The organism is Bacillus sp. EKM206B, assembly GCF_011066015.1.
GTDB classification, from domain to species: domain Bacteria; phylum Bacillota; class Bacilli; order Bacillales; family Bacillaceae; genus Bacillus; species Bacillus velezensis.
This window is the reverse complement of record NZ_JAAMNL010000006.1, coordinates 97,645-120,986: the sequence shown is the minus strand read 5'-3', so window position 1 is coordinate 120,986 and position 23,342 is coordinate 97,645. Positions and strand designations below refer to the sequence as shown.

At 49.7% G+C, this 23,342-nt stretch carries 22 protein-coding genes; 9 read left to right on the top strand and 13 right to left on the bottom strand.

Translation table 11 applies throughout. The features are described from left to right. The first annotated feature begins 39 nt into the window (after window positions 1–39). Window positions 40–1,521, top strand: a complete 1,482-nt coding sequence (locus G9F50_RS12955; RefSeq protein WP_060562122.1) for a monooxygenase — start codon at window positions 40–42, stop codon at window positions 1,519–1,521. An 89-nt stretch (window positions 1,522–1,610) separates the two neighbouring features. Next, window positions 1,611–2,132: a MarR family transcriptional regulator gene (locus G9F50_RS12950; protein ID WP_003155156.1), complete on the top strand. Its 522-nt coding sequence runs from the start codon at window positions 1,611–1,613 to the stop codon at window positions 2,130–2,132. A 36-nt stretch (window positions 2,133–2,168) separates the two neighbouring features. On the opposite strand, the gene G9F50_RS12945 is transcribed toward G9F50_RS12950, so the two are convergent. The 5 genes from G9F50_RS12945 to G9F50_RS12925 all read right to left on the bottom strand — a co-directional run bounded on the left by G9F50_RS12945 (window position 2,169) and on the right by G9F50_RS12925 (window position 6,868). After that, a complete protein-coding gene (locus G9F50_RS12945; RefSeq protein WP_060562123.1) occupies window positions 2,169–3,326 on the bottom strand; it encodes an AbrB family transcriptional regulator in 1,158 nt (385 codons plus the stop codon). A gap of 167 nt (window positions 3,327–3,493) precedes the next feature. Further along, complete coding sequence (locus G9F50_RS12940) at window positions 3,494–4,690, bottom strand: MFS transporter (protein WP_165406558.1); 1,197 nt, start codon at window positions 4,688–4,690, stop codon at window positions 3,494–3,496. A 15-nt stretch (window positions 4,691–4,705) separates the two neighbouring features. Then, the gene (locus G9F50_RS12935; RefSeq protein ID WP_060562124.1) at window positions 4,706–5,326 is read right to left on the bottom strand and encodes a TetR/AcrR family transcriptional regulator; all 621 of its coding nucleotides are present in this window, start codon (window positions 5,324–5,326) and stop codon (window positions 4,706–4,708) included. 250 nt (window positions 5,327–5,576) lie between these two features. Continuing rightward, the gene (locus tag G9F50_RS12930; protein ID WP_007610501.1) at window positions 5,577–6,086 is read right to left on the bottom strand and encodes a ferritin-like domain-containing protein; all 510 of its coding nucleotides are present in this window, start codon (window positions 6,084–6,086) and stop codon (window positions 5,577–5,579) included. Between the two features lie 68 nt (window positions 6,087–6,154). Further along, the gene (locus tag G9F50_RS12925) at window positions 6,155–6,868 is read right to left on the bottom strand and encodes a DUF421 domain-containing protein (RefSeq protein WP_020955605.1); all 714 of its coding nucleotides are present in this window, start codon (window positions 6,866–6,868) and stop codon (window positions 6,155–6,157) included. 139 nt (window positions 6,869–7,007) lie between these two features. On the opposite strand from G9F50_RS12925, the gene addB reads away from it, so the two are divergent. The 5 genes from addB to G9F50_RS12900 all read left to right on the top strand — a co-directional run bounded on the left by addB (window position 7,008) and on the right by G9F50_RS12900 (window position 19,134). Further along, a complete protein-coding gene (gene addB / locus G9F50_RS12920) occupies window positions 7,008–10,508 on the top strand; it encodes a helicase-exonuclease AddAB subunit AddB (RefSeq protein WP_060562125.1) in 3,501 nt (1,166 codons plus the stop codon). Further along, window positions 10,495–14,199 (top strand): helicase-exonuclease AddAB subunit AddA, encoded by a 3,705-nt coding sequence (addA, locus tag G9F50_RS12915; RefSeq protein WP_060562181.1) that lies wholly within the window; start codon window positions 10,495–10,497, stop codon window positions 14,197–14,199. Before addB ends, addA begins: the two co-directional genes overlap by 14 nt. A gap of 64 nt (window positions 14,200–14,263) precedes the next feature. Then, entirely contained in the window at window positions 14,264–15,436 is a 1,173-nt protein-coding gene (sbcD, locus tag G9F50_RS12910; RefSeq protein ID WP_060562126.1) for an exonuclease subunit SbcD, read from the top strand. Continuing rightward, complete coding sequence (sbcC, locus tag G9F50_RS12905; protein ID WP_060562127.1) at window positions 15,433–18,825, top strand: exonuclease subunit SbcC; 3,393 nt, start codon at window positions 15,433–15,435, stop codon at window positions 18,823–18,825. Before sbcD ends, sbcC begins: the two co-directional genes overlap by 4 nt. 15 nt (window positions 18,826–18,840) lie before the next feature. Continuing rightward, complete coding sequence (locus tag G9F50_RS12900) at window positions 18,841–19,134, top strand: hypothetical protein (protein WP_060562128.1); 294 nt, start codon at window positions 18,841–18,843, stop codon at window positions 19,132–19,134. Between the two features lie 43 nt (window positions 19,135–19,177). Here G9F50_RS12900 and G9F50_RS12895 read toward each other — a convergent pair whose 3' ends face one another. The 7 genes from G9F50_RS12895 to G9F50_RS12865 all read right to left on the bottom strand — a co-directional run bounded on the left by G9F50_RS12895 (window position 19,178) and on the right by G9F50_RS12865 (window position 21,532). After that, a complete protein-coding gene (locus tag G9F50_RS12895; protein WP_003155143.1) occupies window positions 19,178–19,396 on the bottom strand; it encodes a spore germination protein in 219 nt (72 codons plus the stop codon). Window positions 19,397–19,435: 39 nt separating this feature from the next. Next, a complete protein-coding gene (locus G9F50_RS12890; protein WP_014417372.1) occupies window positions 19,436–19,831 on the bottom strand; it encodes a spore germination protein GerPE in 396 nt (131 codons plus the stop codon). After that, window positions 19,831–20,007, bottom strand: a complete 177-nt coding sequence (locus G9F50_RS12885; protein ID WP_003155141.1) for a hypothetical protein — start codon at window positions 20,005–20,007, stop codon at window positions 19,831–19,833. Before G9F50_RS12885 ends, G9F50_RS12890 begins: the two co-directional genes overlap by 1 nt. Further along, entirely contained in the window at window positions 20,004–20,621 is a 618-nt protein-coding gene (gerPC, locus tag G9F50_RS12880; protein ID WP_060562129.1) for a spore germination protein GerPC, read from the bottom strand. Before gerPC ends, G9F50_RS12885 begins: the two co-directional genes overlap by 4 nt. A 35-nt stretch (window positions 20,622–20,656) precedes the next feature. Beyond that, a complete protein-coding gene (locus G9F50_RS12875; RefSeq protein WP_007409164.1) occupies window positions 20,657–20,893 on the bottom strand; it encodes a spore germination protein GerPB in 237 nt (78 codons plus the stop codon). Window positions 20,894–20,905: 12 nt separating this feature from the next. Further along, window positions 20,906–21,127, bottom strand: a complete 222-nt coding sequence (locus tag G9F50_RS12870) for a spore germination protein (protein WP_003155135.1) — start codon at window positions 21,125–21,127, stop codon at window positions 20,906–20,908. Window positions 21,128–21,316: 189 nt separating this feature from the next. Then, on the bottom strand, window positions 21,317–21,532 hold the full coding sequence (locus G9F50_RS12865) for an aspartyl-phosphate phosphatase Spo0E family protein (RefSeq protein ID WP_007409163.1): 216 nt from the start codon (window positions 21,530–21,532) through the stop codon (window positions 21,317–21,319). A 217-nt stretch (window positions 21,533–21,749) separates the two neighbouring features. Between G9F50_RS12865 and G9F50_RS12860 the strand changes: the two genes are divergently transcribed. Further along, window positions 21,750–22,655, top strand: a complete 906-nt coding sequence (locus G9F50_RS12860; RefSeq protein WP_031378473.1) for a fumarylacetoacetate hydrolase family protein — start codon at window positions 21,750–21,752, stop codon at window positions 22,653–22,655. Window positions 22,656–22,748: 93 nt separating this feature from the next. Continuing rightward, window positions 22,749–23,105 carry a YisL family protein gene (locus tag G9F50_RS12855; RefSeq protein ID WP_007409161.1) on the top strand — a complete coding sequence of 119 codons (357 nt, stop codon included), beginning with the start codon at window positions 22,749–22,751 and terminating at the stop codon, window positions 23,103–23,105. Here G9F50_RS12855 and G9F50_RS12850 read toward each other — a convergent pair. Further along, complete coding sequence (locus G9F50_RS12850; RefSeq protein WP_223837452.1) at window positions 23,102–23,335, bottom strand: hypothetical protein; 234 nt, start codon at window positions 23,333–23,335, stop codon at window positions 23,102–23,104. The two genes, G9F50_RS12855 and G9F50_RS12850, sit on opposite strands and share 4 nt — an antisense overlap. Window positions 23,336–23,342: the final 7 nt, after the last annotated feature.

Sequence of the window (23,342 nt, the reverse complement as noted above, 5' to 3'; positions counted from 1 at the left end):
TTACGTGTGTAACAAAAAATATGAAAGAGGGCTGATGAGATGAAAACACAGGCTGCCATTATCGGGGGAGGTCCGGTCGGGCTTATGCTTGCATCAGAACTGGCGCTGGCCGGAGTGAAAACGACTGTTATTGAACGATTGAAGAAGACGGTGGCATATTCCAAAGCGCTTATCATGCATCCGCGCACACTTGAGCTTTTTGCCATGAGAGGCATATTGGAACGCTTTTTGGAAAAAGGGACGAAGGTGTCTTCCGGCCATTTTTCCATGCTGGATACACGGCTGGATTTTTCTCGGCTGGATACGAAGCAGAATTATTCGTTAATGCTGCCTCAGGCAGAAACGGAGCGGATTTTGGAGGAGTATGCATCAAGTCTCGGCGCAGACATCATCCGCGGGGCGGAAGCGGTGGCTGTCACCCAGACGGATGACGGAGTGGAGACGGTGTTCCGGGACGAAAGCGGGATCCGCACTCTTCACAGCTTATATGCCGCGGGTACAGACGGAGCGGGGAGCATTGTCAGGAAACAGGCGGGCATCGCTTTTTCGGGCACTGATGCCGATTTAACAGGAACCCTCTGTGATGCCGCTTTGAAACATCCGCCCGAATCTTCCTTTTTGTCAACGTGCCGCCTGGAGGGATCGGTTGTGATTGTCCCTCTTACGGACGGACTTTTCCGCGTCCTCATCGTTTCTCCGCACGCTCCGCAAAAGCGGAAGGAAGAGCCGGTCACCGAAAATGAGCTGAAAGAAGACCTGCGGCGGATATGCGGCACTGATTTCGGATTGAGTGATCCGGTATGGATGTCGCGGTTCGGCAATGCCGAGCGTCAGGCTGAGCAGTACCGCTCCGGCCGGGTTTTTGTGGCCGGGGATGCGGCGCACATTCATTTTCCCGCAGGCGGCCAAGGCCTGAATACGGGGCTTCAGGATGCCGTCAATCTCGGCTGGAAGCTGGCGGCGCAAATGAAAGGAAAAGCGGCGCCTCATCTTCTGGACAGCTATCATCAGGAAAGGCACAGCACAGGAAAAGAAGTGCTGCACAATATCAAAACGCAGATCAAGCTCATGGATTTTACCGAGTCGGGGATGGCATTAAGAGAAACGATGACCGCTTTGCTGGATTTTCAGGAGTCCAACCGTTTATTGGCGGGAAAAGTATCCGCGCTTGATCTGCATTATGAACCGGATGCGGAGCTGCCGCCGCATACGCTGAACGGAAAACGCCTGCCGGATATCGAACTGACCCTTCATGACGGGCGGCCGGCCCGGCTGTATGATTTTCTCCGCAAGGGCGGCTTTGTGCTTCTGTCATTAAGAGGGAGCATTCCCGCCGGTATTGATACGGACAGCGTGGCGGCAGTCAGGGCGGAGCTTGCTGAAACACGTGCCGATTGGAACGACGTCCACACCGTTTTAATCCGGCCGGACGGCCATGCGGCATGGGCAGCCGGCGGCTCGGGACGTGAAGCGGAAGAAGCCGTTCTGGCCGGTTTGGAGAGATGGGGATTATTCATCTGATAACCTTTTTATGCACCTGTGTGATTGTTTCTTGTGTAACAAAACGTTATAGTAAAAGAAACAATCAATTCGGAGGGGTGACTCAGCAGTTGGACAGAAGACAGCCAGACCATGCAAAACACATGATTCTTGAAGGGCTGACAGATATTTTTCACGAGCAGGAGAGGTGCCAGGAGGATATCAGGGCGTCGTTGGCCGGACGGATGGATGAACTCCGTGAAGGAAACGGGAAAAAATTACAATTGACCTTGACGGAAATTCACATTTTGTCGTGTATCGGAGATCATGAACCGATCAATGTCACGTCAATAGCGGAAAAAATGAAGACGACAAAGCCGACCGTGTCGAGAAGCTGCGCGAAGTTTTTGGAAGCCGGCTTTCTGCGCAGAACCCGGCTGAGCGACAATAAAAAAGAAGTCTATTTCCGGCTGACTCCTGCCGGGAAAGAGCTGCATTCCCTTCATCATGAATATCATGAATTGATAAAACAGCGGCTCTTGGCGTTTTTAGACCGCTATACAGATGAAGAACTGTTATTTGCTGAACGGCTGTTCCGTGATCTTTCAGCAAACTGGCGGTCTGTAAATGGCGGCGGAGAGCTGTTCAAATAAAAAACACGCATATGGATGCGTGTTTTTTTATTCGGATCATGTTCCTCTTTCTGCCCGGCCTCTTTCGCCGTGTGCCCGTTTCAGCTGAGAAAGGTGGTGCAGCAGCCGATAGAAGGGCGGAAGCATGGCGATGACGAGAACGATCCGGATGACCTGAACCGCGACGACGAAAGTCGAGTCTTCGTGCAGGGTGATCGAAGTCGCCGCCATCTCGGCGATCCCGCCGGGAGAAAAGGCGAGAACCGATGTAATCATGGAGATGCCCGTTAATTTAGAAACGGCAACCGCGCTCAGAATCATGGCGGCGATTAATCCGACGGAAGAAATAAACCCGACGGTCAGCACTCTCGTCACGCCGGTGAACATGCTTTTGTACATTTTTGATCCGATTGTGGCGCCGAGAAAAATTTGTGACAGCTGGTTCGCTTCCGGCGGCCACCAGGCCAGCATGTCTTTGCCCGCCAAGGCGGACACGCCGATTTCCGCAGCAGCAACGCCGATCATGCTGCCGAGCAGCCAAGGGGCGGGAAATTTCAGCCGTTTTGCGCCTTTGCTTGCAAGCCAGGCAGCCAAAATAAATCCGGCCGTTAACAAGACGGAGACAAGGCCCGGATGTGAAGCTCCTGCTGAAACGGCTCCGGCTGATGTCTGAGCCGCACCGTTTTGTTTGGTAAATAAGAAAATAACGAGAAACGGTATTGTCATGACGACCAAAAGGACGCGCGTCAGCTGAATAAGGCTTACAATCGCGGTGTTTGCGCCGACTTCCTGGGCGATACCGGGCATGGCGGATAAACCGCCCGGCGCCGTGCCTACAAAGCTTGTCATCATGTCCGTCCGGCTGAACCGAAAGAGCACATATCCGGAAACAAGCGCCATCACGATAGAGAAAATCAGCATGAAGCCTACCGGAAGCCAATGCTCCCGTAAAACCGACAGAACGGACAGGTTCAGTTTCTGGCCGAGTTCGATGCCGAGGATCATTTGTCCCGCCGCAAGCCATCTGCGGTGAATCCCTCTTCTGTCAGGCGCCATGAACAGCCAGCGGGGCCTCGTCATGGATAGGATGCAGCCGGCGGCAAGCGTTCCGAGCATCCAGGCGATCGACATCCCTGTAAGCGAAAGAAGAAACCCCCCTGCCGCACTGATGAGAATAAACCAGATATCTGTAAGGAGATGTTTGTCTTTCTTCAATGAAAACCCTTCTTCCTGAAACATTCATATTAAATTGTTAAGCTCGTTAACCTTACTATTACTATAGTATAGATTTTGAGATAAATAAATAATGAATTATTTCTCATAATCCATTCATTTTTCTTATCGAAAACACAAAAAAAGCTCCGGAGATGGGTGAGTGCACCCTACTCCGAAACCTCGCCCGCTTTTCCTTTCCACACAAGCGTCAATCCCAGACCGAGAAATAAAACCACACCTGCGAACAGAAATGGGAAGTGAATATTCATATCAAATAAAATACCGCCCAGAGCCGGGCCGAAAATGGTGCCCAAACTCGTGTATGTTGAGTTCATACCGGCAACAAACCCCTGCTGATTTCCTGCGATCTTCGATAGATAAGTAGTCAGTGCCGGGCGCAGTAAATCAAACGCAAGGAAAATGATGCAGGTGACAGCGAGCACGGGCAAAAACCCTGATATCACCGTAGAAACGAAAGCCAGCACAGCGCCGATGATCAGACAAAGCTGAATGACTTTTTTCTCCCCGAGGAAGTTGACAAGTCTGCCGAACGCGAGCACTTGAATGAGGACTGCCACAATGGAGCTGAACGTAATAATAATGGCGATATCCTTTGGCGTGAAGCCGAATTTATGGTTTGTAAATAAGCTGAATACCGTTTCGTACGCCGACAGCCCGAATGCCAAAACAAAAACGATGATAAAGGCGATCAAGTAGCTTGGATGAATCGACTTTTTCAAATCTTTTAAGAAGGTTGATTCTTTGGCGCTTTCCATCTGCTTTGCGCGTTCTTCTTTAGTTAACGGCTCTTTCAGCATAAAGACAGAGGAAATCACTGCGATAAATGCAATTCCCGCCGCAAAGAAAAACGGCATACGAACGCCGTGATCGGCAATAAATCCTCCTATGCCGGGCCCGATGATAAACCCTGTGCTGATGGCGGCAGATACATAGCCCATCGCCTTCGATCTTTCCTGCACCGTCGTAATATCTGCGACATACGCTGTAACGGCGGGCATGATAAAAGCGGCACTGATGCCCCCCAGCACCCTTGCGAAATATAAAATGGAGACATGTGTGCCCAACCCGAAGGTCAGTTCGGATAATGCGAATAAAAACAGTCCGGCGAGAATCATGATTTTTCTGCCGAAGCGGTCAACCCATCTTCCCGCAATGGGGGATGCAATTAATTGCGCGACGGCGAAGGCAGCGACAAGGTATCCCATTGTGCTGCCCGTCAAGTGCATCACATTCATAAACAGCGGCATAACGGGAATGATCAATCCGATGCCTAAAAACGCAATAAATATGTTGCTTAATAAGATGATGAGTACAGCCTTTTGTTCTCTGATCGGTTTTTGCATGTTGTTTCTCCTTTGTCAGCTGTCATTCTGTTTATCAGCGCTGATCGACCCGTGAATAAACACGGAGATGGCTTCTTTTTGCAATTCGATTCTTTGCTGAATGGTATCGTTTTTATATAACACATCTAAACCGTAGAAGACGGATAGCAGGATTTTTACTTTTGATTCGACATGATGAATGGACCAGCTGCCGTCTTGATTTCCCTCTTCTAAGATCTCCCTCATCACATCGTCATATTCAATATCAATTTTGTTGAGCCGCTTTACGACCTCCTCTGACGTAAACGCACTCGCATAAAACTCTTCACTTGCTCTCATAAGCGGGTAATTGATGCTCATCCGGCTGAGCAGCTCCGCAAAGCCCGCCAATTTTTCGGCAGCATCTTTCAGATCAGCTTCCATTTCCCTCCACGTCTCGATCAACACGCGGTGATCCTCTTCCATGATATGGAGAAACAGAAACTCTTTTCCTTTAAAATGGTGATATAGATTGCCTTTACTGATTTCGGCCGCCTCTAAAATATCCCGAATCGATGTTTCTGAATATCCTTTTTTTGCAAATAAGTCACGCGAAGCGGATACGAGCCTGTTCTTCGTCTTTTCGCTCTTTCCGGCACCGCCTTTTGTATTTGTCACTTCACACAGATCCTTTCCGCCTCATTCATATCGTTGTCCCGGCAAAGCGGGGCTCGGTTCGTTTGAAACCGACCAGTTGGTTTATTTTATTATAAAGGATTTTTGCTGATTATACAATGAAGAAGGTATCCATTGTTTAGAGGGAGTATAAAACGGCTCGAAAAGTAAACCCCATTCTCTCATGTTGAAAGAACGGGGTTTGTCAGCGGTCTGAAGACTCCCGGCGGGGGAGCGTGATCTGCCTGAACCGTTATTTGCCGGTATTTACCTCGGTGTAGCTTGTGTTCGGCGCGTTTGATACCGTTCCCCCTGTATGGTGGAAAGGAGAGTGGGCCATATCGTATAAAAACCAGACGGCATGACGCTGCTCGTCAAATGCCGTGCGGGCAAATAACCGCTTCGCTTCCGGATGCACCGCTCTATCGGATGCCTGCAAATAAAAATCATTCGTTTTCTGCTCATCATAAAACGCCGCCCTCAGTCCTTCTCTGTATGTGTGCGGACAATGCTCCGTCTGTTTCGGCGTCAACTGTTTTCCGGTAATTGACGTATACAGTGAAGAGAAAGCGTGCAGGTGGCGCACTTCTTCCTCTCTGATATGTTCGATTCGTCTTCTGATTTCTGCGGTCGGCGCTTTTTCGGCTAATATTGAGTAGCAAATCACAGCGCTGTATTCACCGTTTATGGATTTTACCAGATCCTTGATAAGCACAGAATCGTCACTGCAGATGGCTGTATAATGAAAAAAATTCTCGTGCATTGGACTCACCCCCGGATGTTTATAGGGTATTATACGGCGGCAGCCCGTGACATGTGCGGATGTCATTTTTATTCTTGATCTAGCGGCGATGTAATATGGTCGTCGTATGTGTCGACAAAAAGCCGGCCGTTGCTTCCGCGCACAGCGTATACGACGTCTTCCGGTTTGAGGTTTCTCTTGTCCAATTCTTCTCTCAGCCATTTTTCCGATACGTGGTTTTCTTCCAGATTCTTCATCACCAGCCGGCCGTCCATAATCAGCTCAACGGCAAAGTTCTTTTCATGTCCGGCAAAGATGCCGAGATCCTTTCTTGTAACGGGCGCAAATTCCGGTTTGACCTCCACTGACATGCTGCCGTTTGTTTCAATGATGGCAGTCTGAACCTGAGAAATGTCAAATACGTCATTTACACGCAGCTGCTGGTTCAAGTAGTCGATGGTATAACGCATCGTTTTCATATTATGCTCAAGTATTTTACCGTTTTGAATGATAATGGTCGGTTTGCCTGCAAAGAAACCCCTAAGGGCCCTGTTTTTCATAGAAAGATATGCGACAAGGTAAATGATTGCCACGAAAATAATGTAGGCAATAACATTATAATGAATCGGCAGCTTTGTATTAAACGACAGATTTGCCGTGATGGCGCCGAGCGAGATGGCCGCAATGAAATCAAAAAGCGTCATCTGTGAAATGGTTTGTTTACCGAGTATCCGGGCGCCGATAAACAGAATGCTGAACGACAGAGCCGTCCGTACAATTACTTCGGGATATTCTGACATCATCATTAGTCCTTTTTTCTTTATTTTGGTCAAAAACGATATTTTTTAAAACAGTCATCCCGTTTTTACCAGCAGATGAGATTGGTCATTTTCGTCAACTTTCGATAAAATGTAGAAAGATAAAAAGAGAGGGGTCTTCTAATTGGGTGTTGAGTTTTTAGTAGGCAGATCGGGGAGTGGGAAAACGAGGCTGATTATCGACAGCATTCAAGATGAACTGCGCCGGGAGCCGTTCGGGAAACCGATCATTTTTCTAGTCCCGGATCAAATGACGTTTTTAATGGAATATGAGCTTGCTAAAACGCCGGATATCGGCGGCATGATACGCGCTCAAGTGTTCAGTTTCTCGCGTTTGGCGTGGCGCGTGCTTCAGCATACCGGGGGCATGAACCGCCCGTTTGTGACGACGACGGGTGTGCAGATGCTTTTAAGGAAATTGATTGAAGAACATAAGCACGAATTTAAAGTGTATCAAAAAGCGAGTGACAAAACCGGGTTCACTGAGCAGGTGGAACGGATGCTGACAGAGTTTAAGCGGTACTGTATTGAGCCTGAAGACGTCCGCCGCATGGCGGAAAGCGGAACGGCGTCAGAATATCGCGGAGAGCGGATGCTGTCTGAAAAACTTCATGATTTAGGCATCTTATATCAGCAGATGGAAAGAAGCCTCGCCGGACACTATTTGCATTCAGAGGATTATTTGACGCTGCTCGCTCAGCAGATTCCTTTGGCGGACGTTGTAAAAGGCGCCCGTGTTTACGTCGACGGATTCTATCAATTTACGCCGCAGGAATTAAGGGTGCTGGAGCAGCTGATCATGCATGCTGAACATGTCACATTCTCGCTGACGGCGGACAGCCCTTCGGCGGAACAGGCACCGGATGAGCTCGATCTGTTCAGAATGACGGGAAGCACATACTATAAGCTTTATCAGACGGCAAAGGAATTGAATGCCGATATTTCCTGCAAGGAACTGCATGGCACGAAGCGGCATCGGCATGCGCCGGAGCTTGCCTGTATAGAGTCGCAGTACGATGTGCGTCCCGCCGCAGCGTATACCGGCGGACAGGAAGCTTTTACCGTCATGCAGGCGCAAAACAGAAGAGCTGAGCTTGAAGGTATTGCCCGGGAAATTCAATCACTTGTCCGGGATGGAGGATACCGGTACAAAGATATGGCGATTCTCATCCGTCAGCCGGAAGATTATAAAGATTTGCTGAAGGAAGTGTTTGCCGATTACGGGCTTCCTTATTTTATTGACGGAAAAGCTTCTATGCAGCATCACCCGCTTATTGAATTCATCCGTTCAAGCCTGGATGTCGTGAAGGGGAACTGGAGATATGAAGCGGTGTTCCGCTGTGCGAAAACCGAACTGTTATTCCCGCTTGATCAGCCGGAGCAGAAAATAAGGGAGCAGGTTGATCAGCTTGAAAATTACTGTATCGCCTACGGCATTAAAGGGGAGCGCTGGACGAGCGGGAAGCGGTTTGTATACAGGCGCTTCGTATCACTTGATGAGGATTTCGCGCAGACAGATCAGGAAATAGAGATGGAGCACATGCTGAATGAGACGAAAGAGTGGATGGCCGCGCCCCTTGTCCGGCTTCAAAACCGGATGAAAAAGGCGAAAACGGTTCAAAGCATGGCGGAGGCTCTTTATCTCTTTTTGGAAGATACCGATGTTCCCCTGAAGCTGGACCGGAAAAGGCAGCGGGCCGAAGAGGCCGGAAACATGATCGAAGCGCAGCAGCACGGCCAGGCGTGGGATGCCGTTATCCAGCTTCTCGAGGAGTTTGCCGGCATGATGGGTGAAGATGAAATATCTTTGGCGCTGTTCCAGCAAATGCTTGAAACGGGAACGGAATCGCTTCATTTTTCTTTAATTCCTCCCGCGCTTGACCAAGTATTTGTAGGGAATATGGATCTCTCAAGAATGTACGGCACGTCCTGCACATTCGTCATCGGTGCCAATGACGGCGTTCTTCCGGCGCGCCCGGATGAAAACGGCGTGCTGTCTGATGATGACAGGGAGTGGCTGAAAGCAGTCGGAGTGGAGCTGTCTTCCGCGGGGCGTGAGCGGCTGCTTGATGAGCATTTTCTCATCTATATGGCGCTGTCGAGTCCGTCTGACCGTCTTTATGTGTCATACCCGATTGCCGATGCGGAAGGAAAAACGCTCCTGCCGTCAATCGTTGTAAACAGGCTTAGCGAGCTGTTTCCCGATCATCAGGAAAAGCTGTCAGCGGCTGATCCCGAGCAGGTAAGCGAAGAAGAGCAGCTTCAGTATCTCGTCAATAAACAGGTGGCTCAGACATATACGGCAAGTCAGCTCAGGCTGTGGACAAGAGAGTACGAGATCAGTGACGTATGGTGGAGCGCATACAATGTGCTGATGAAAGAGCCTGATCACCAGCGTGCAAAAAAGCTGTTTTCAAGCTTGTTTTTCCGCAATGAGGCGAAGCGTCTTGAACGGCCTGTTTCGCGCCAGCTTTACGGCGAGCATATTAAAGGAAGCGTCTCCCGGATGGAGGCGTTTAATGCCTGCCAGTTTTCTCATTTTGCATCTCACGGGCTTCAATTAAAAGAGCGGCAGTTTTTCAAGCTGGACGCGCCGGATATCGGCCAGCTGTTTCACTCCAGCCTGAAGCTGATTTCAGACCGGCTTCGTGAGCAGAAGCTGGAATGGCGCGATCTGACGAAAGATCAGTGCCGGAATTTCTCCTATGAAGCGGTGGAACGGCTTGCGCCAAAGCTGCAAAAAGAGATTCTGCTCAGCTCAAACAGACACTTTTATGTGAAGGAAAAACTGCAGAAGATCGTCACGCGTGTTTCTGGCATATTAAGCGAGCATGCGAAGGCGAGCGGTTTCGTCCCGGTCGGTCTTGAACTCGGTTTCGGCGGAAGCGGGCCGCTGCCTCCGCTCACTTTCACGCTGAAAAACGGCTGTACGATGGAACTCGTCGGACGGATCGACCGCGTGGATAAAGCGGAAAGTTCAAAAGGCCTGCTGCTGAGAATCGTTGATTATAAATCAAGCGACAGGGGGCTTGATCTGGCTGAGGTGTATTACGGGCTCGCTCTGCAAATGCTCACATATCTTGACTTATCGATTACACATTCCGAAGATTGGCTCGGCATGAAAGCGACCCCGGCAGGCGTTTTGTATTTCCATATCCACGATCCGATGATTCAGGCCAGTCTGCCGATGGGGCTTGATGAAATCGAGCAGGAAATTTTCAAGAAATTTAAAATGAAAGGCCTTCTCCTCGGTGACCGGGAGGCGATCAGCCTCATGGACACGACTTTGGAGGAAGGGCGTTCAAATATCGTCAATGCCGGTTTGAAAAAGGACGGTTCTTTAAGATCCGACTCAGCCGCGGTCAGCGAACGGGATTTTCATCTGCTGACAGACCATGTGCGGCGGACATTTGAACAGGCGGGCGAAGCGATAACGGACGGGCTTGTGTCCATTACTCCGTATAAGCTGAAAGATAAGACGCCTTGTACGTACTGTGCGTTTCAATCGGTGTGCCAGTTTGATGAGTCGCTTAAGGAAAATGAATACCGCAGCCTGAAAGCGGAAAAAGACGGCACCATACTGGATTTGCTGAAGAAGGAGGCGGATGATGATGCAAATTCCTAAACCGAAAGACAGCATATGGACGGATGACCAATGGAGCGCCATCGTTTCTTCCGGCCGCGATATTTTGGTCGCTGCCGCAGCCGGATCAGGTAAAACGGCCGTGCTCGTGGAACGGATGATCAGAAAGATAACCGCGGAAGAAGATCCGGTTGATGTTGACAGGCTTCTTGTGGTGACTTTTACAAACGCCTCAGCAGCGGAGATGAAGCATCGGATCGCGGAAGCATTAGAAAAAGAGCTCGCCAAAAATCCGGGATCTCTGCATATCAGACGGCAGCTCTCTCTCTTGAATCGGGCGAGCATTTCGACGCTTCACTCTTTCTGTCTGCAAGTGCTTAAAAAATATTATTATATGATTGATCTTGACCCCGGTTTTCGGATGGCTGACCAGACGGAAGGCGAATTGCTCGGAGACGAAGTGCTTGATGAGCTGTTTGAAGATGAATACGCAAAAGGGAATCAGGCGTTTTTTGAGCTTGCGGACAGATATACGACAGACAGGCATGATCTGGATCTTCAAGACCTTGTCAAACGGGTGTACGAGTATTCCCGGTCGCATCCTGACCCGGAAGTATGGCTGCAAAGCTTTGTCCGCCTGTATGATGTGACGGAAGAAAGCAAAATGGAAGAGCTTCCGTTTTACCAATATGTGAGAGAAGATGCTGAAATGGCGCTTTTCGGGGCAAAACAAAAGCTTGAGAAGGCGCTTGAACTGACAAAAGCGCCCGGCGGGCCGGCCCCGCGCGCTGATAATTTTCTGGATGACCTTCAGCAGATAGAAGAGCTGATCAGCTGCCGGCATGACTTCGATGCGCTGTATGAACGGGTTCCCGCAGTCTCCTTTAAGCGGGCGAAGGCGGTAAAGGGTGATGAATTTGACAAAGCGCTTTTGGACGAAGCGACCGATTTGCGAAACGGCGCGAAGAAACTGATCGAAAAGGTAAAGACCGATTATTTTACAAGAAGTCCGCAAGATCACTTAAAGAGTTTAGCAGATATGAAGCCTGTCATCGAAACGCTCGTTCAGCTCGTGATATCATACGGAAAACGATTTGAAGCGGCGAAACAAGAAAAATCAATTATTGATTTCTCAGATTTGGAACATTACTGCCTGGCGATTTTAACTGCGGTTGATGAAGAAGGCCGGCGGGTGCCGAGCGAAGCGGCCGTTTATTATCAAGACCAGTTCCATGAAGTTCTGGTTGATGAATATCAAGATACGAATCTTGTGCAAGAGTCTATCCTGCAGCTTGTTAAAAGCGGGAATGAAGAGACGGGAAATCTGTTTATGGTAGGCGACGTTAAACAATCGATCTACCGTTTCAGACTTGCTGAGCCGCTGCTGTTTCTCGGGAAATATAAAAGGTTTACAGAAAGCGGGGAAGGCGCGGGGCAGAAAATTGACCTGAACCAAAATTTCCGCAGCCGCTCCGATATTTTGGACAGTACGAATTTCTTGTTTAAGCAGCTGATGGGCGGAAAAATCGGCGAAGTGGACTACGATGAACAGGCGGCATTGAAGCTCGGCGCATCGTATCCGCCGAATGACGCGGCAAAAACGGAACTGCTGCTCATTGACAGCGCTGATGGCGCAGACAGCTCCGAGGATGCCGAAGACTTTGAAACTGTGCACTGGGAAGCGAAAGCGATAGCCGGGGAGATCCGAAAGCTTGTCTCATCTCCGTTTAAGGTATATGACGGCAAAACAAAAACACACCGGAATATCCAGTACCGGGATATCGTAATTTTGCTGCGCTCCATGCCGTGGGCGCCGCAATTAATGGAAGAGCTGAAAAACCAGGGCATTCCGGTGTACGCCAATTTGACGTCGGGTTACTTTGAAGCCGTGGAGGTGGCTGCGGCGCTTTCAGTCTTAAAGGTGATTGATAATCCGTATCAGGATATTCCGCTTGCTTCCGTGCTGCGCTCGCCCATCGTCGGCTGTGACGAAAATGAACTTGCGCTGATACGTCTTGAAAAGAAAAAAGCGCCGTTTTATGAAGCGCTGAAAGCATATATAGCGAACGCTGACAGGCATGATGAACTGTATCAAAAACTGAGAACCTTTTATGACAGTCTGCAAAAGTGGCGGTCATTTTCGACGAATCATTCGGTGTCTGAGCTGATTTGGGAAGTATACCGCGATACCGGATATTTTGACTATGCAGGCGGCATGCCCGGCGGAAAGCAGCGCCAGGCCAATCTGCGCGTCTTGTATGACCGGGCGCGCTCGTACGAAGCGACGGCGTTCCGCGGGTTATTCCGCTTTTTGCGGTTCATTGAACGGATGCAGGAGCGCGGCGATGATCTGGGGACGGCCCGGGCGCTCAGCGAGCAGGAGGATGTCGTTCGGCTGATGACGATCCACAGCAGCAAAGGACTTGAATTCCCCGTCGTTTTCACCGCCGGACTCGGCAGAAGTTTTAATATGATGGATCTCAACAAATCATACCTGCTTGATAAAGAGCTGGGTTTCGGCACGAAGTATATCCATCCGGAACTCAGAATCAGCTATCCGACTCTTCCGCTTGTGGCGATGAAGAAAAAGATGCGCAGAGAGCTCTTATCCGAAGAATTGCGCGTACTGTATGTGGCGCTGACCAGAGCGAAGGAAAAGCTGTTTCTCGTCGGTTCCTGCAAAAACCGGGAAAAACAGCTGGCCAAATGGCAGGCGCAAGCAGACCGGGCCGATTGGCTTCTTTCTGAATTCGACCGCTATCAGGCGTCATCTTATTTGGACTTTATCGGGCCGGCGCTCATCCGCCACCGTGACATGGAGGCGCACAGGACGCCGGGACTTTCCTCATCTGAGGATATCGCGCGCGACCCGTCGCGTTTTCACATCCGGATGCTTCAGCAAAGTGAATTGCTGGAAGAGAATCCAAAAGAACGTGCTGAAGAAAAGAGCAAACGTCTCAAAGCGATTCAGCAGGGCGAGCCGATTCCTGATTCGTTTTCATTTGATGATCAGGCGCGCCGTCTGCTTGAATGGGAATATCCGTACCGAGAGCTGACGGCTATCAGAACGAAGCAATCAGTTTCTGAGCTGAAGAGAAAGCAAGAATACGAGGATGAATACAGCGGCCGCTCTCTCATCAAACCGTCAGGAGACACGCTTTTATACAGGCGTCCCGGTTTTATGATGAAAAAAGGGCTGACAGCCGCCGAAAAAGGGACGGCGATGCATACGGTGATGCAGCACATACCGCTGACGCACGTTCCGACTGCCGAAGAAGCGGAGCGGACGGTCCGGATGCTTTACGAAAAAGAGCTGCTGACAGAAGAACAGCAGGAAGCTATTGATATAGAAGAAATTGTCCAGTTTTTCGGAACTGAAATCGGGAAAGACCTTCTCGGGGCGCGGCGGATTGACCGGGAAGTGCCGTTCAGTATGGCGCTTCCGGCCGGCGAGGTGTACAAGGATGCCGAAACGGCCGGTGAACCGCTGCTCGTGCAAGGGATTATTGACTGCCTCTACGAAACGGCGGACGGTCTCTATTTGCTGGACTATAAAACAGATCGGATAGAGGGAAAATTCCGGAACGGATTTGAAGGCGCGGCTCCGATTCTGCAAAAAAGGTATGAAACACAAATCGAATTGTATACAAAAGCGGTTGAACAAATTACAAAAACGAAAGTGAAAGGGCGTGCGCTCTATTTCTTCGATGGAGGTCACGTTCTTACACTGTAACAAGATCCGAAGCTCCTTTTTGGAGCGGATCTTTTTTTCTATCAAAAAGTGAGGTGAATGCGGTATGCGTATTTTACATACAGCTGACTGGCACCTCGGCAAAACGCTGGAAGGCAGAAGCCGGCTGAGCGAGCAGGCCGAGGTATTGGAAGAGCTGAATACCATTGTCAAGGAAGAAAATATTGATGCGGTCATTATGGCGGGGGATGTATTTGATACGGTCAACCCGCCTGCGCTCGCTGAACAATTGTATTACGAAAGTCTTTCCGCGCTTTCTGACGGCGGAAAACGACCGGTCGTCGTCATTGCCGGAAACCATGACAATCCCGACAGGCTGGCGGCGGCTTCTCCGTTAACAAATGAGCGCGGCATTCATTTAATCGGCTATCCGCGGACAGAACCCGTGCATATTGAAGTGCCGTCGGCGGACGAGCTGTTAGCCGTAGCTGCGCTGGCATATCCGTCAGAGGCGAGATTAAACGAAGTGCTTTCTGATACGTTTGAGGAAAAGCTTCTTCGCGATCATTACGATGTCAAAATCAGAGAGGCGTTTGCTCACATGTGCGGACTGTGCCGGGACGATGCCGTGAAAATCGCGGCGAGCCACATTTATGTCGCGGGGGGAAATCAGACCGATTCAGAGCGTCCGATTGAAGTCGGGGGCGCTTACACAGTTGCCGCTGACAGCCTGCCGGCTGATGCGGCTTACGTGGCTCTCGGCCATCTCCACCGTCCGCAAACGATCAAGCGCGCCAAGACGGCTGCCCGTTATTCAGGCTCTCCGCTGGCATACAGCTTTTCAGAAGCCGGTTATGCCAAATCGGTGACGGTGGTAGAAGCGAAGCCCGGCGGAGAAGCGAAGTGGGAAGAGATTTTCCTGTCTTCCGGTAAACCGCTCGTCAAATGGAAAGCGCAGGGGCTGAGCGAGGTTCACGGCTGGCTCGATGAAGGGCGTGACCGGAATGCCTGGATCGATCTTGATATCCATTTGACGGATCAGCTTTCTCTCGAGGAAATTCATCGGCTGAGAAAGGCGCATCCCGGCTTTATCCATATCAGGCCGGTTTTTGAAGAAAAAGAGACCGACAATGACCGGATTGAAGTGAAACACACATCAATTGAGGATCGATTTAAGAAGTTTTATGAAAAACAAACGGGCGGCGGCGAGCCGGATGAGGAGATGGTCAAGCTGTTCTTAGAGCTTGCGTCAGCAGATGATGAGGAGGATGCGACATGAAGCCGATTCTGTTAACGATAAAAGGGCTCCACAGCTTCAGGGAGGAACAGACCATTGATTTTGCCGGACTGTCCGGAGCCGGGGTGTTCGGAATTTTCGGGCCGACCGGAAGCGGAAAATCGTCGATCCTTGATGCCATGACACTCGCTTTATACGGAAAAGTGGAGCGCGCCGCAAATAATACGCACGGCATCCTGAATCATGCCGAAGATCAGCTCGCCGTCTCATTTACATTCGCGCTTCAATCCGGCCACCGGGTTTCCTACAAGGTCGAGCGCGTTTTTAAGAGAACGGATGAAACGAAAGTAAAAACCGCCCTCTGCCGCCTGATTGAAATCAAAGACGAACAAACGGTGCTGGCCGATAAAGCGAATGAAGTGAACAAAAAGGTAGAGGAGCTTCTTGGCCTGACCATTGACGACTTTACAAGAGCCGTCGTGCTGCCGCAAGGAAAGTTTGCCGAGTTTCTGTCGCTTAAAGGCGCGGAAAGAAGACATATGCTCCAACGCCTGTTTAATCTGGAACAGTACGGGGACAGGCTTGTCAAAAAATTGCGGCGGCGGGCGCAGGAAGCGGCAGCGAAAAAAAATGAAATGCTGGCCGAACAATCCGGGCTCGGAGACGCAGGAGAAGATGCGCTGAAGCAGGCTGAACAGCAGTTTCACGAAGCGAACGAACGGCTTGAAGAAGCTGAGAAGAAACGGGTCCGGGCAAAAGAGCGCTTTGAGAATCACCAGGAAATTTGGAACCTGCAGACAGAAAGAGATGAATATGAGCGCCGGGAGAAAAAGCTTGAGGAAAGACGCCCGTACATCACGGATTTGACTGAGCGTCTTAAAGAGGCGGAAACAGCTCTCGCCCTTGAGCCGTACGCAGACCGTTACACAGAAGCCGTTCGCCGGAAGCAGCACGCTGAACGGGAACACGAACTGGCCAAACGGAAATCAGAGGCGGAAACCGTTTCATTTACCCGGCAAAATGAAGCCTATGAAGCATGGCGGGCCCACAAGGCCGAACAGGAGCCGAAGCTTGTCAAGGAAGAAGAGCTGTATCAAAGACTTTCAGCCATTGAACAAAAACTGCTTGAAGCGAAAAAAGAAGCGGAAAAAACAAATGCGGAACACAGCAAAAAAGAGGAAGAATACGAAGCCGCCTCGAAACAGCTGGCCGGAGTGAAAGACCGCCTGACCCGCGGCCAAAACAGGCAGAATGAGCTGAAAGAAGAGCTGAAAGCAGTTCAAGTGACCGCCGATGAACGGAAAAAATGCCAGACCGCAGCACAGCTGGCGGCGGGCTTTCAGCAGACACAGGAACAAATCACGAAAGAGCGGGCCAATCTGACAACGCAGCTGAAAAACATGGAGAAGCTGAACGGAGAAAGCGAGTCGCTCACAGCGAAAGCGAAAACGGAAGAGGAAGACATTACGCGCGCTTATCAAACGCTTCAAACCGTTTACCATATGGTCTGTGAAACGGAACGTTCACTGAAAGCCGCAGCCGAACGGGCTGACAAAACGCAAGCCGATCTCCGCAGGCGCTCAGAGGAAGCGAGAACGGCTGCATTAACAAAAGAATTATCGGAAAAACTAATCGAAGGAAAGCCTTGTCCTGTATGCGGCTCGACGCAGCATGACCGCCCGCGTTCCGCTCATGAAACATTCTCGCCTGATACGGCTGTACAGGAACAGCTGCAGCAGGTTGAAGCGCTGCTTTCTGAGGCGGCGGCTCTTTCTCAGGAGGTGCTGACAGCCAAGGTTGCATTAGAAGAGCAGTCGGGGCGTTTTACCGAAGAATGTCCGTTTCTGCAAAGCGCCCGGGTTCCGGAGCTGGAAGCCGCTTCCTCCATCAGCGGACGCCCGCTTGATGAAGCGTTCAGCGCCGTCCGCTTGGAGTGGAAACAAATGAAACAGGATATGCTGTCGGTAAAAGAGAAGGTCACAAGACTGATCAGCGCGCATCAGCAGACGGTGAAACAAGCTGAGCAGCTTGCCGAACGAATCCGCTACGAGGAAAAAGAAGCCGGCCGTCTCAGACATTCATTAGAAGAGCTTGAATCGCTGTCAGAAAGCCGATTGAATCAGTACAATGAAGTCTGCGGTGATATTCCGCCAAACCGGATTGACGCCTGGCAGGCTTCGATAGATGAGAAGGACAGGCAGGCAGAAGAATGTGAGAAGCGCATTGAAACAAGCATCGCATTCCTCAAGGAACATGAAGAGGAGAAAGAACGCCTGCAGGAGATGAAGCATCGGCTTGAACGGGAACGGCTCGAGCTTCACTATGCGTCTGAGCGCCTGCAGCAGGTGATTGACGGATATGAACAAGAGCTCGGAACAGCAGCTGAAGAAACATCAATTTCCGCAAAGCTTGAAGCGGTGCGGCAGGAATTACAGCTGTTAAAATCCAAAGAACAGTCCCTATTCGATGCGCTGAAGCAGGCGCAGCAATCACTGAATGACGCAAAAGGCCGGGAATCCGGGAGTCTCATGTCACTCAGGGATGCTGAGACCTCCCTTGAGAAAGCGCAAAACGACTGGCGCGTGAGGTCAAAAGACACCGGGTTTGCCGACCCGAACCAAGTCAAAAAAAGTCTGCTTCCGCAAGGGCGTGCAGAGGAAATGAAAAAAGAAATAGATGAGTTCCTGGACACCTCAAAACAGCTATCGGCAAATATCAGCCGTGTTACTGATAAATTAGCCGAGCGCCGGATATCGGAGGAAGAATGGACAGCATCCGTTTCTCTGCTGAAGCAGGCAGAGGCTGAGTCAGGCGCCGCCATGGAGGAAAAAGGAGCACAGGCAAAAGCTTTCGCGGTTATGCAAAAACAGCATAAGCGCTTTAAAGAGATTGAAGCCGAACTGAAAAGCTGGCAGACACAGATTGACAGGCTTGATAAGCTCCAGTCTGTATGTAAAGGCAATACATTCGTCGAATTTTTAGCGGAAGAACAGCTGGAAAGCGTGGCTCGAGACGCCTCTGCCCGTCTCGGAGCTTTGACAAGGCAGCGGTATGCCATATTAGTCGATTCAGAAGGCGGTTTCGTCATGCGTGATGACGCGAACGGAGGCGTCAAACGGCCCGTATCAAGCCTTTCCGGCGGAGAGACGTTTCTGACATCGCTGTCGCTTGCGCTTGCCTTGTCCGCCCAGATTCAGCTGCGGGGGCAATACCCGCTGCAATTCTTTTTCTTAGATGAAGGATTCGGGACTCTTGACCAAGGGCTCTTAGACACCGTTGTCACAGCGCTCGAAAAGCTGCAATCGGACAACTTATCCGTCGGAGTGATCAGCCATGTGCAGGAGCTGAGAGCGCGTCTGCCGAAAAAATTAATCGTTCATCCGTCCGAGCCGGGCGGGAAAGGCACCCGGGTCACATTGGAGATCATGTAGAAAGGAGAAGGAATTATGGCCGATTCTGCCGAGGGCACATGTGAATTATGCGGCCGCCATCATGTGCGGCTGACGGAGCACCACTTAACGCCTAAGGAAGAAGGCGGGACATTCCTTCCGACCGCAATGCTCTGCATCCCTTGTCATAAACAGGTTCACGCGCTCTATACGAATCAGGAGCTTGCGGCAAGGCTCGCGGGAATAGATGAACTGCGGCGTGACCCGAAACTCGCGCGGTTTGTGAAATGGATCAGAAAACAGCCGCCGGAAAAGCTTGTAAAAACAAAAAAAGCAAATGAACGAAAATAACGCTGAACCAAAAGCAGCCCTCTTCTGAAAGAGCGGCTGCTTTTTAGGCGTTTCCGACCACATTTTGATCGCTGACATCGGGGTCTATATAGTTTGTCGCATTGACAACGTTGTTTAATAACAGGAAATCTCCGGTATTGCCTGCTCCCGAACCGAGCGCAGATTTAGAAGAGCTTTTTGGAGAAAGGTAAAAGGAATCACCAAAGTTTACGACTCCGCCCGATATGGAATTGATAGCTATAGGTCCGGTAATTGCTGGCATAAACGACACCCTTTATAGAAGTCTCACCGTCATTATATGTCAGGGCTGCTGTGATTGTGAGCTTGATGTGAAGATCTGCCTAATATGTTTCAGCCGCGAATCTCCCAGAACGATCGACGTCGATCCGATTTGAACCACGGACGCTGACGATACCCCTTGAACTTTCACATTCCTTACCCGAATTGAAGGGTTTTCATGGCAGAATGCGCTTTGGACTCCCGTTTCCGGTAACGGCATGACGGCCGGCTGCCGAAAGATCTGGTATTCTTTTTTGTTAAATGAGCCTTCATCATCTCTGTATACAGCAAGACTACGCTGATCGGCCAATACTTTGACCCGCATATTGATTTCATTCGTATCGCCTGCTTGAAAGACACTCGCAATCCCGACTGAATTGATTTTGGCGTTCCGGAGGCGTGAAATGCGCTTTAACATTATTCCGGCGCCAGCGGCACATAAGGCCCGATAATAAGAGATTCCGGAGGCGTGTCAAAGATGGAAGACAGATAGACGGAATCGGTGTCGCCGATTAATAATAAGGAAGAACTGGATACACCGGTAGACCGGATGTCGCCGACTTCAATATTCCGGTTAATCACTGTAAAAATCATGACGGATCATCACCTTTCATTTCACCAGGTATGTGCTTAATAAAGTGCTCGACGGCCCTGACAATATCACGCTTCACATGTTCGGCAATCTGCTCGGCATATTGCGCGGGCGCCGTATTTTCTTCTTTCGGGACATGGGACAGATAATACTGAATCCGGCTGTCCATCTGCTTTCTGATATCTTCAATAATATGATATTTGTTCGCTTCGTCCAGCCTGCTCTCATACTGAGTTTCGAGCTGCTCTAAAAGCGCGGGGATTTCTTCATTCAGGTACATATCGACGTTTTGGCGGATTTGCTGCATTTGCTGGCCCGCCTGTTCCTGCTGCATCACTCCGACCTGCGGAGATGTCTGGCCGACTTCGAAGTTTTGCACGGCATTCGGATCAGTCGGATTCAATCCGATATTCAGCGTTCCTTCCAGCCGTTCAATTTTCAGCTGATCAAATTTATACTCGAGCCGATCGATTCTTGTAGAAGGCTGCTGCTTCAGCGTTGAAATTTCATTTTGGAATTCTTTCAGCTGCCGTTCGAGCTCCTGAATCTGCTGCGCCTGCTGCTGGACGAAAGAATTTAAATTCTGCAGGTAGGATGAAACGGATTGATCATACATGACATTCACCTCGCGTCTCGTTTCCTTCATTAAAACTACCGGCTTGGCGGCTGGAGCGGTACAAATGATGAGGTGCCGGGACCTCCCCCTGTTGTTACAGTCTGCTGCCCCGCGGTGACAGGCGGCGCCGGCTCAACATAACTCCCTGTGTTGTACAGATTGGAAAGAGATTTAATTGAACCGGCGCTTCCGATTTGCAGTATGGAGGAATTGCTGACAGATTCTACACGCATGTAATTGATATGGATCGACTGATTGACGTAAAAATTCATACGGCGCCTCCTTTATGCGTTTCCTGCCATCGGCTGATCGATTACATCATTATCGTACACATTCGTTGAATTCCTGTAATTCGTCAGTGTGAGATTGTCTCCGGTATTGAAGCTGCCCGCTCCGGCAAATGTCTTAACCTCTGCTTTTGGAGAAATGGTGATGCAGTCGCCTATATGAACGACTCCGCTCGTACCGACGGCATTAATTTTAAACGCTCCGACAATTGCGGGCATACGAGCACATCCTTTTCGTGAAGATTTTCATGACTACACTCCAGGAGCTTATCTGGGCTGCCTGCCTAAAATAGCTTATGACAAATGCACATTTTTGTGAGCGGAAAAAACTTTAGACGTAAAAACACCGGCGCTTTACGCATGCCGGGTCTTATACATAAATGATACAGATTTATATACATATCACGTTTATGAGAAAGCCTCTTTTTTTCCTGCGGTGCGGCCGTGCTCAATCTGTGCGGCCGGGTTCAGCCCGCTGTCTTTCGTTTGTTGGATGAGCCCGCCCCGGCACCCGTTTAAAAGGCTGTCCAGCTCCTGGCTGCACCTGATGGTCTCCGTTGCATTGATTCCGAATTTTTGCGCTGTCTCGAATAAAGTTAATCTTTTTTCTTCAATTTTGTTCATCGTGTGATCTCCAATTCTCGATTATTTTGGAAAACATAGGATGACAATAGTATAACCCATTTTGGCCAAGAAGGTTTTATTTCGTCAATATGACTAAAAAAGTGACAATTTTTGATACTCTTTTACACTTATTTTCAGCCTGTTTAAAAGAGGAATTTCCCGCCCGGAGGAAGAATACATAAAGGAATGCCAGATTTAAAAATGATGGGGGATTAACATGAAATTTGCGACAGGGGAACTGAACAGCCGAACATTTGTCGGTCTGATCATTGATGATGACAAAATCTTAGATCTGCAAAAGGCTGAAAAAAAGTTGTTTGAACTTGAGACGATTCCGGGTTCGCTGATCGAGTGCATTCAAAAAGGAGATAAGTTTGTCGCGCATGCCGGACAGCTTGCGGAATGGGCGAAAAAACCGAATGACGAGTCGGGTTCATTTATGTATGCGCTGTCTGACGTAAAGCTTTGCGCGCCTATTCCGAGACCTTCAAAGAACGTGATCTGCATCGGGAAAAATTATCGTGATCATGCCGTTGAAATGGGGAGTGAGGCTGATATACCGGAGCATCCCATGGTTTTTACAAAAGCCCCCGCTGCCGTTACAGGACACGGAGAAACAGTGGACAGCCACTTGGACGTAACAGAGCAGCTTGATTATGAAGGGGAGCTTGCGGTAATCATATCAAAAAGCGGATCGCACATCTCCAAAGAACATGCGCTTGATCATATATTCGGCTATACAATTGTAAATGATATAACAGCGCGCGATCTGCAGAAGAAACATAAACAGTTTTTTATCGGCAAAAGCCTCGATACGACATGCCCGATGGGCCCGGTCATTGTACATAAGTCGGCCGTCAGTGATCCGCAAAGCCTTAAAGTTGAAACGCGGGTGAACGGAGAACTGCGCCAATCAGGATCAACGGGTGACATGATTTTTCCGATAGCTGAATTAATCGAAACGCTGTCAAAAGGAATGACGCTTGAAGCCGGTGACATTATAGCGACGGGGACGCCGTCCGGTGTCGGAAAAGGGTTTAAGCCGCCGAAATTTTTAAAGCCGGGGGACCGCATTGACATTACAATTGAACCGATCGGCACGCTGTCGAACCAAATCGGATAATTGTGTGTCTTTCGCACGATTGATAATGCTCCGAGCGGCTTGTTGTGGTACCATAAGTGAGGCAGATTGATCTGATAGGGGGAATTGAACATAATGACACATTGGCATATTACTTCATGGGTCGTTGCGCTTATCCTGGTATTTGTCAGCTACGGGCTGTACGGTTCCGGAAAAGCGAAGGGCGCAAAAATTACGCATATGATTCTGCGCTTATTCTACATTATTATTATTTTGACCGGAGCTGAGCTTTTTGTCCGTTTTGCGAATTGGAACGGAGAATACGCCGGAAAAATGCTGCTCGGCATCATTACCATCGGACTGATGGAAATGCTCGTCATCCGTAAGAAAAAAGGCAAATCAACTGGCGGACTGTGGATCGGTTTTATTATCGTGCTCGTCCTGACGGTGCTGCTCGGCCTTCACTTGCCGATCGGCTTTCACGTATTTTAATCAATCGCTTGAAAAACCCGGATGCATCCGGGTTTTTTTAGTTGCGCAAAATGTATAAGCGACTGTGCCGCTGAATGAGAAATGCCGTGACAGGGGGATGTTGATGAGGCGAAGAAGATTTGCAGGATGCCAAAAGCGTCAATCACTCTTGTTACCGCAAAAGCTACGGCTGTGAAGGGTAAAAGCAAACGCCGGGCGTCAATCAGCGTGAAAAACAAAGCTAAATACATCAGGCGG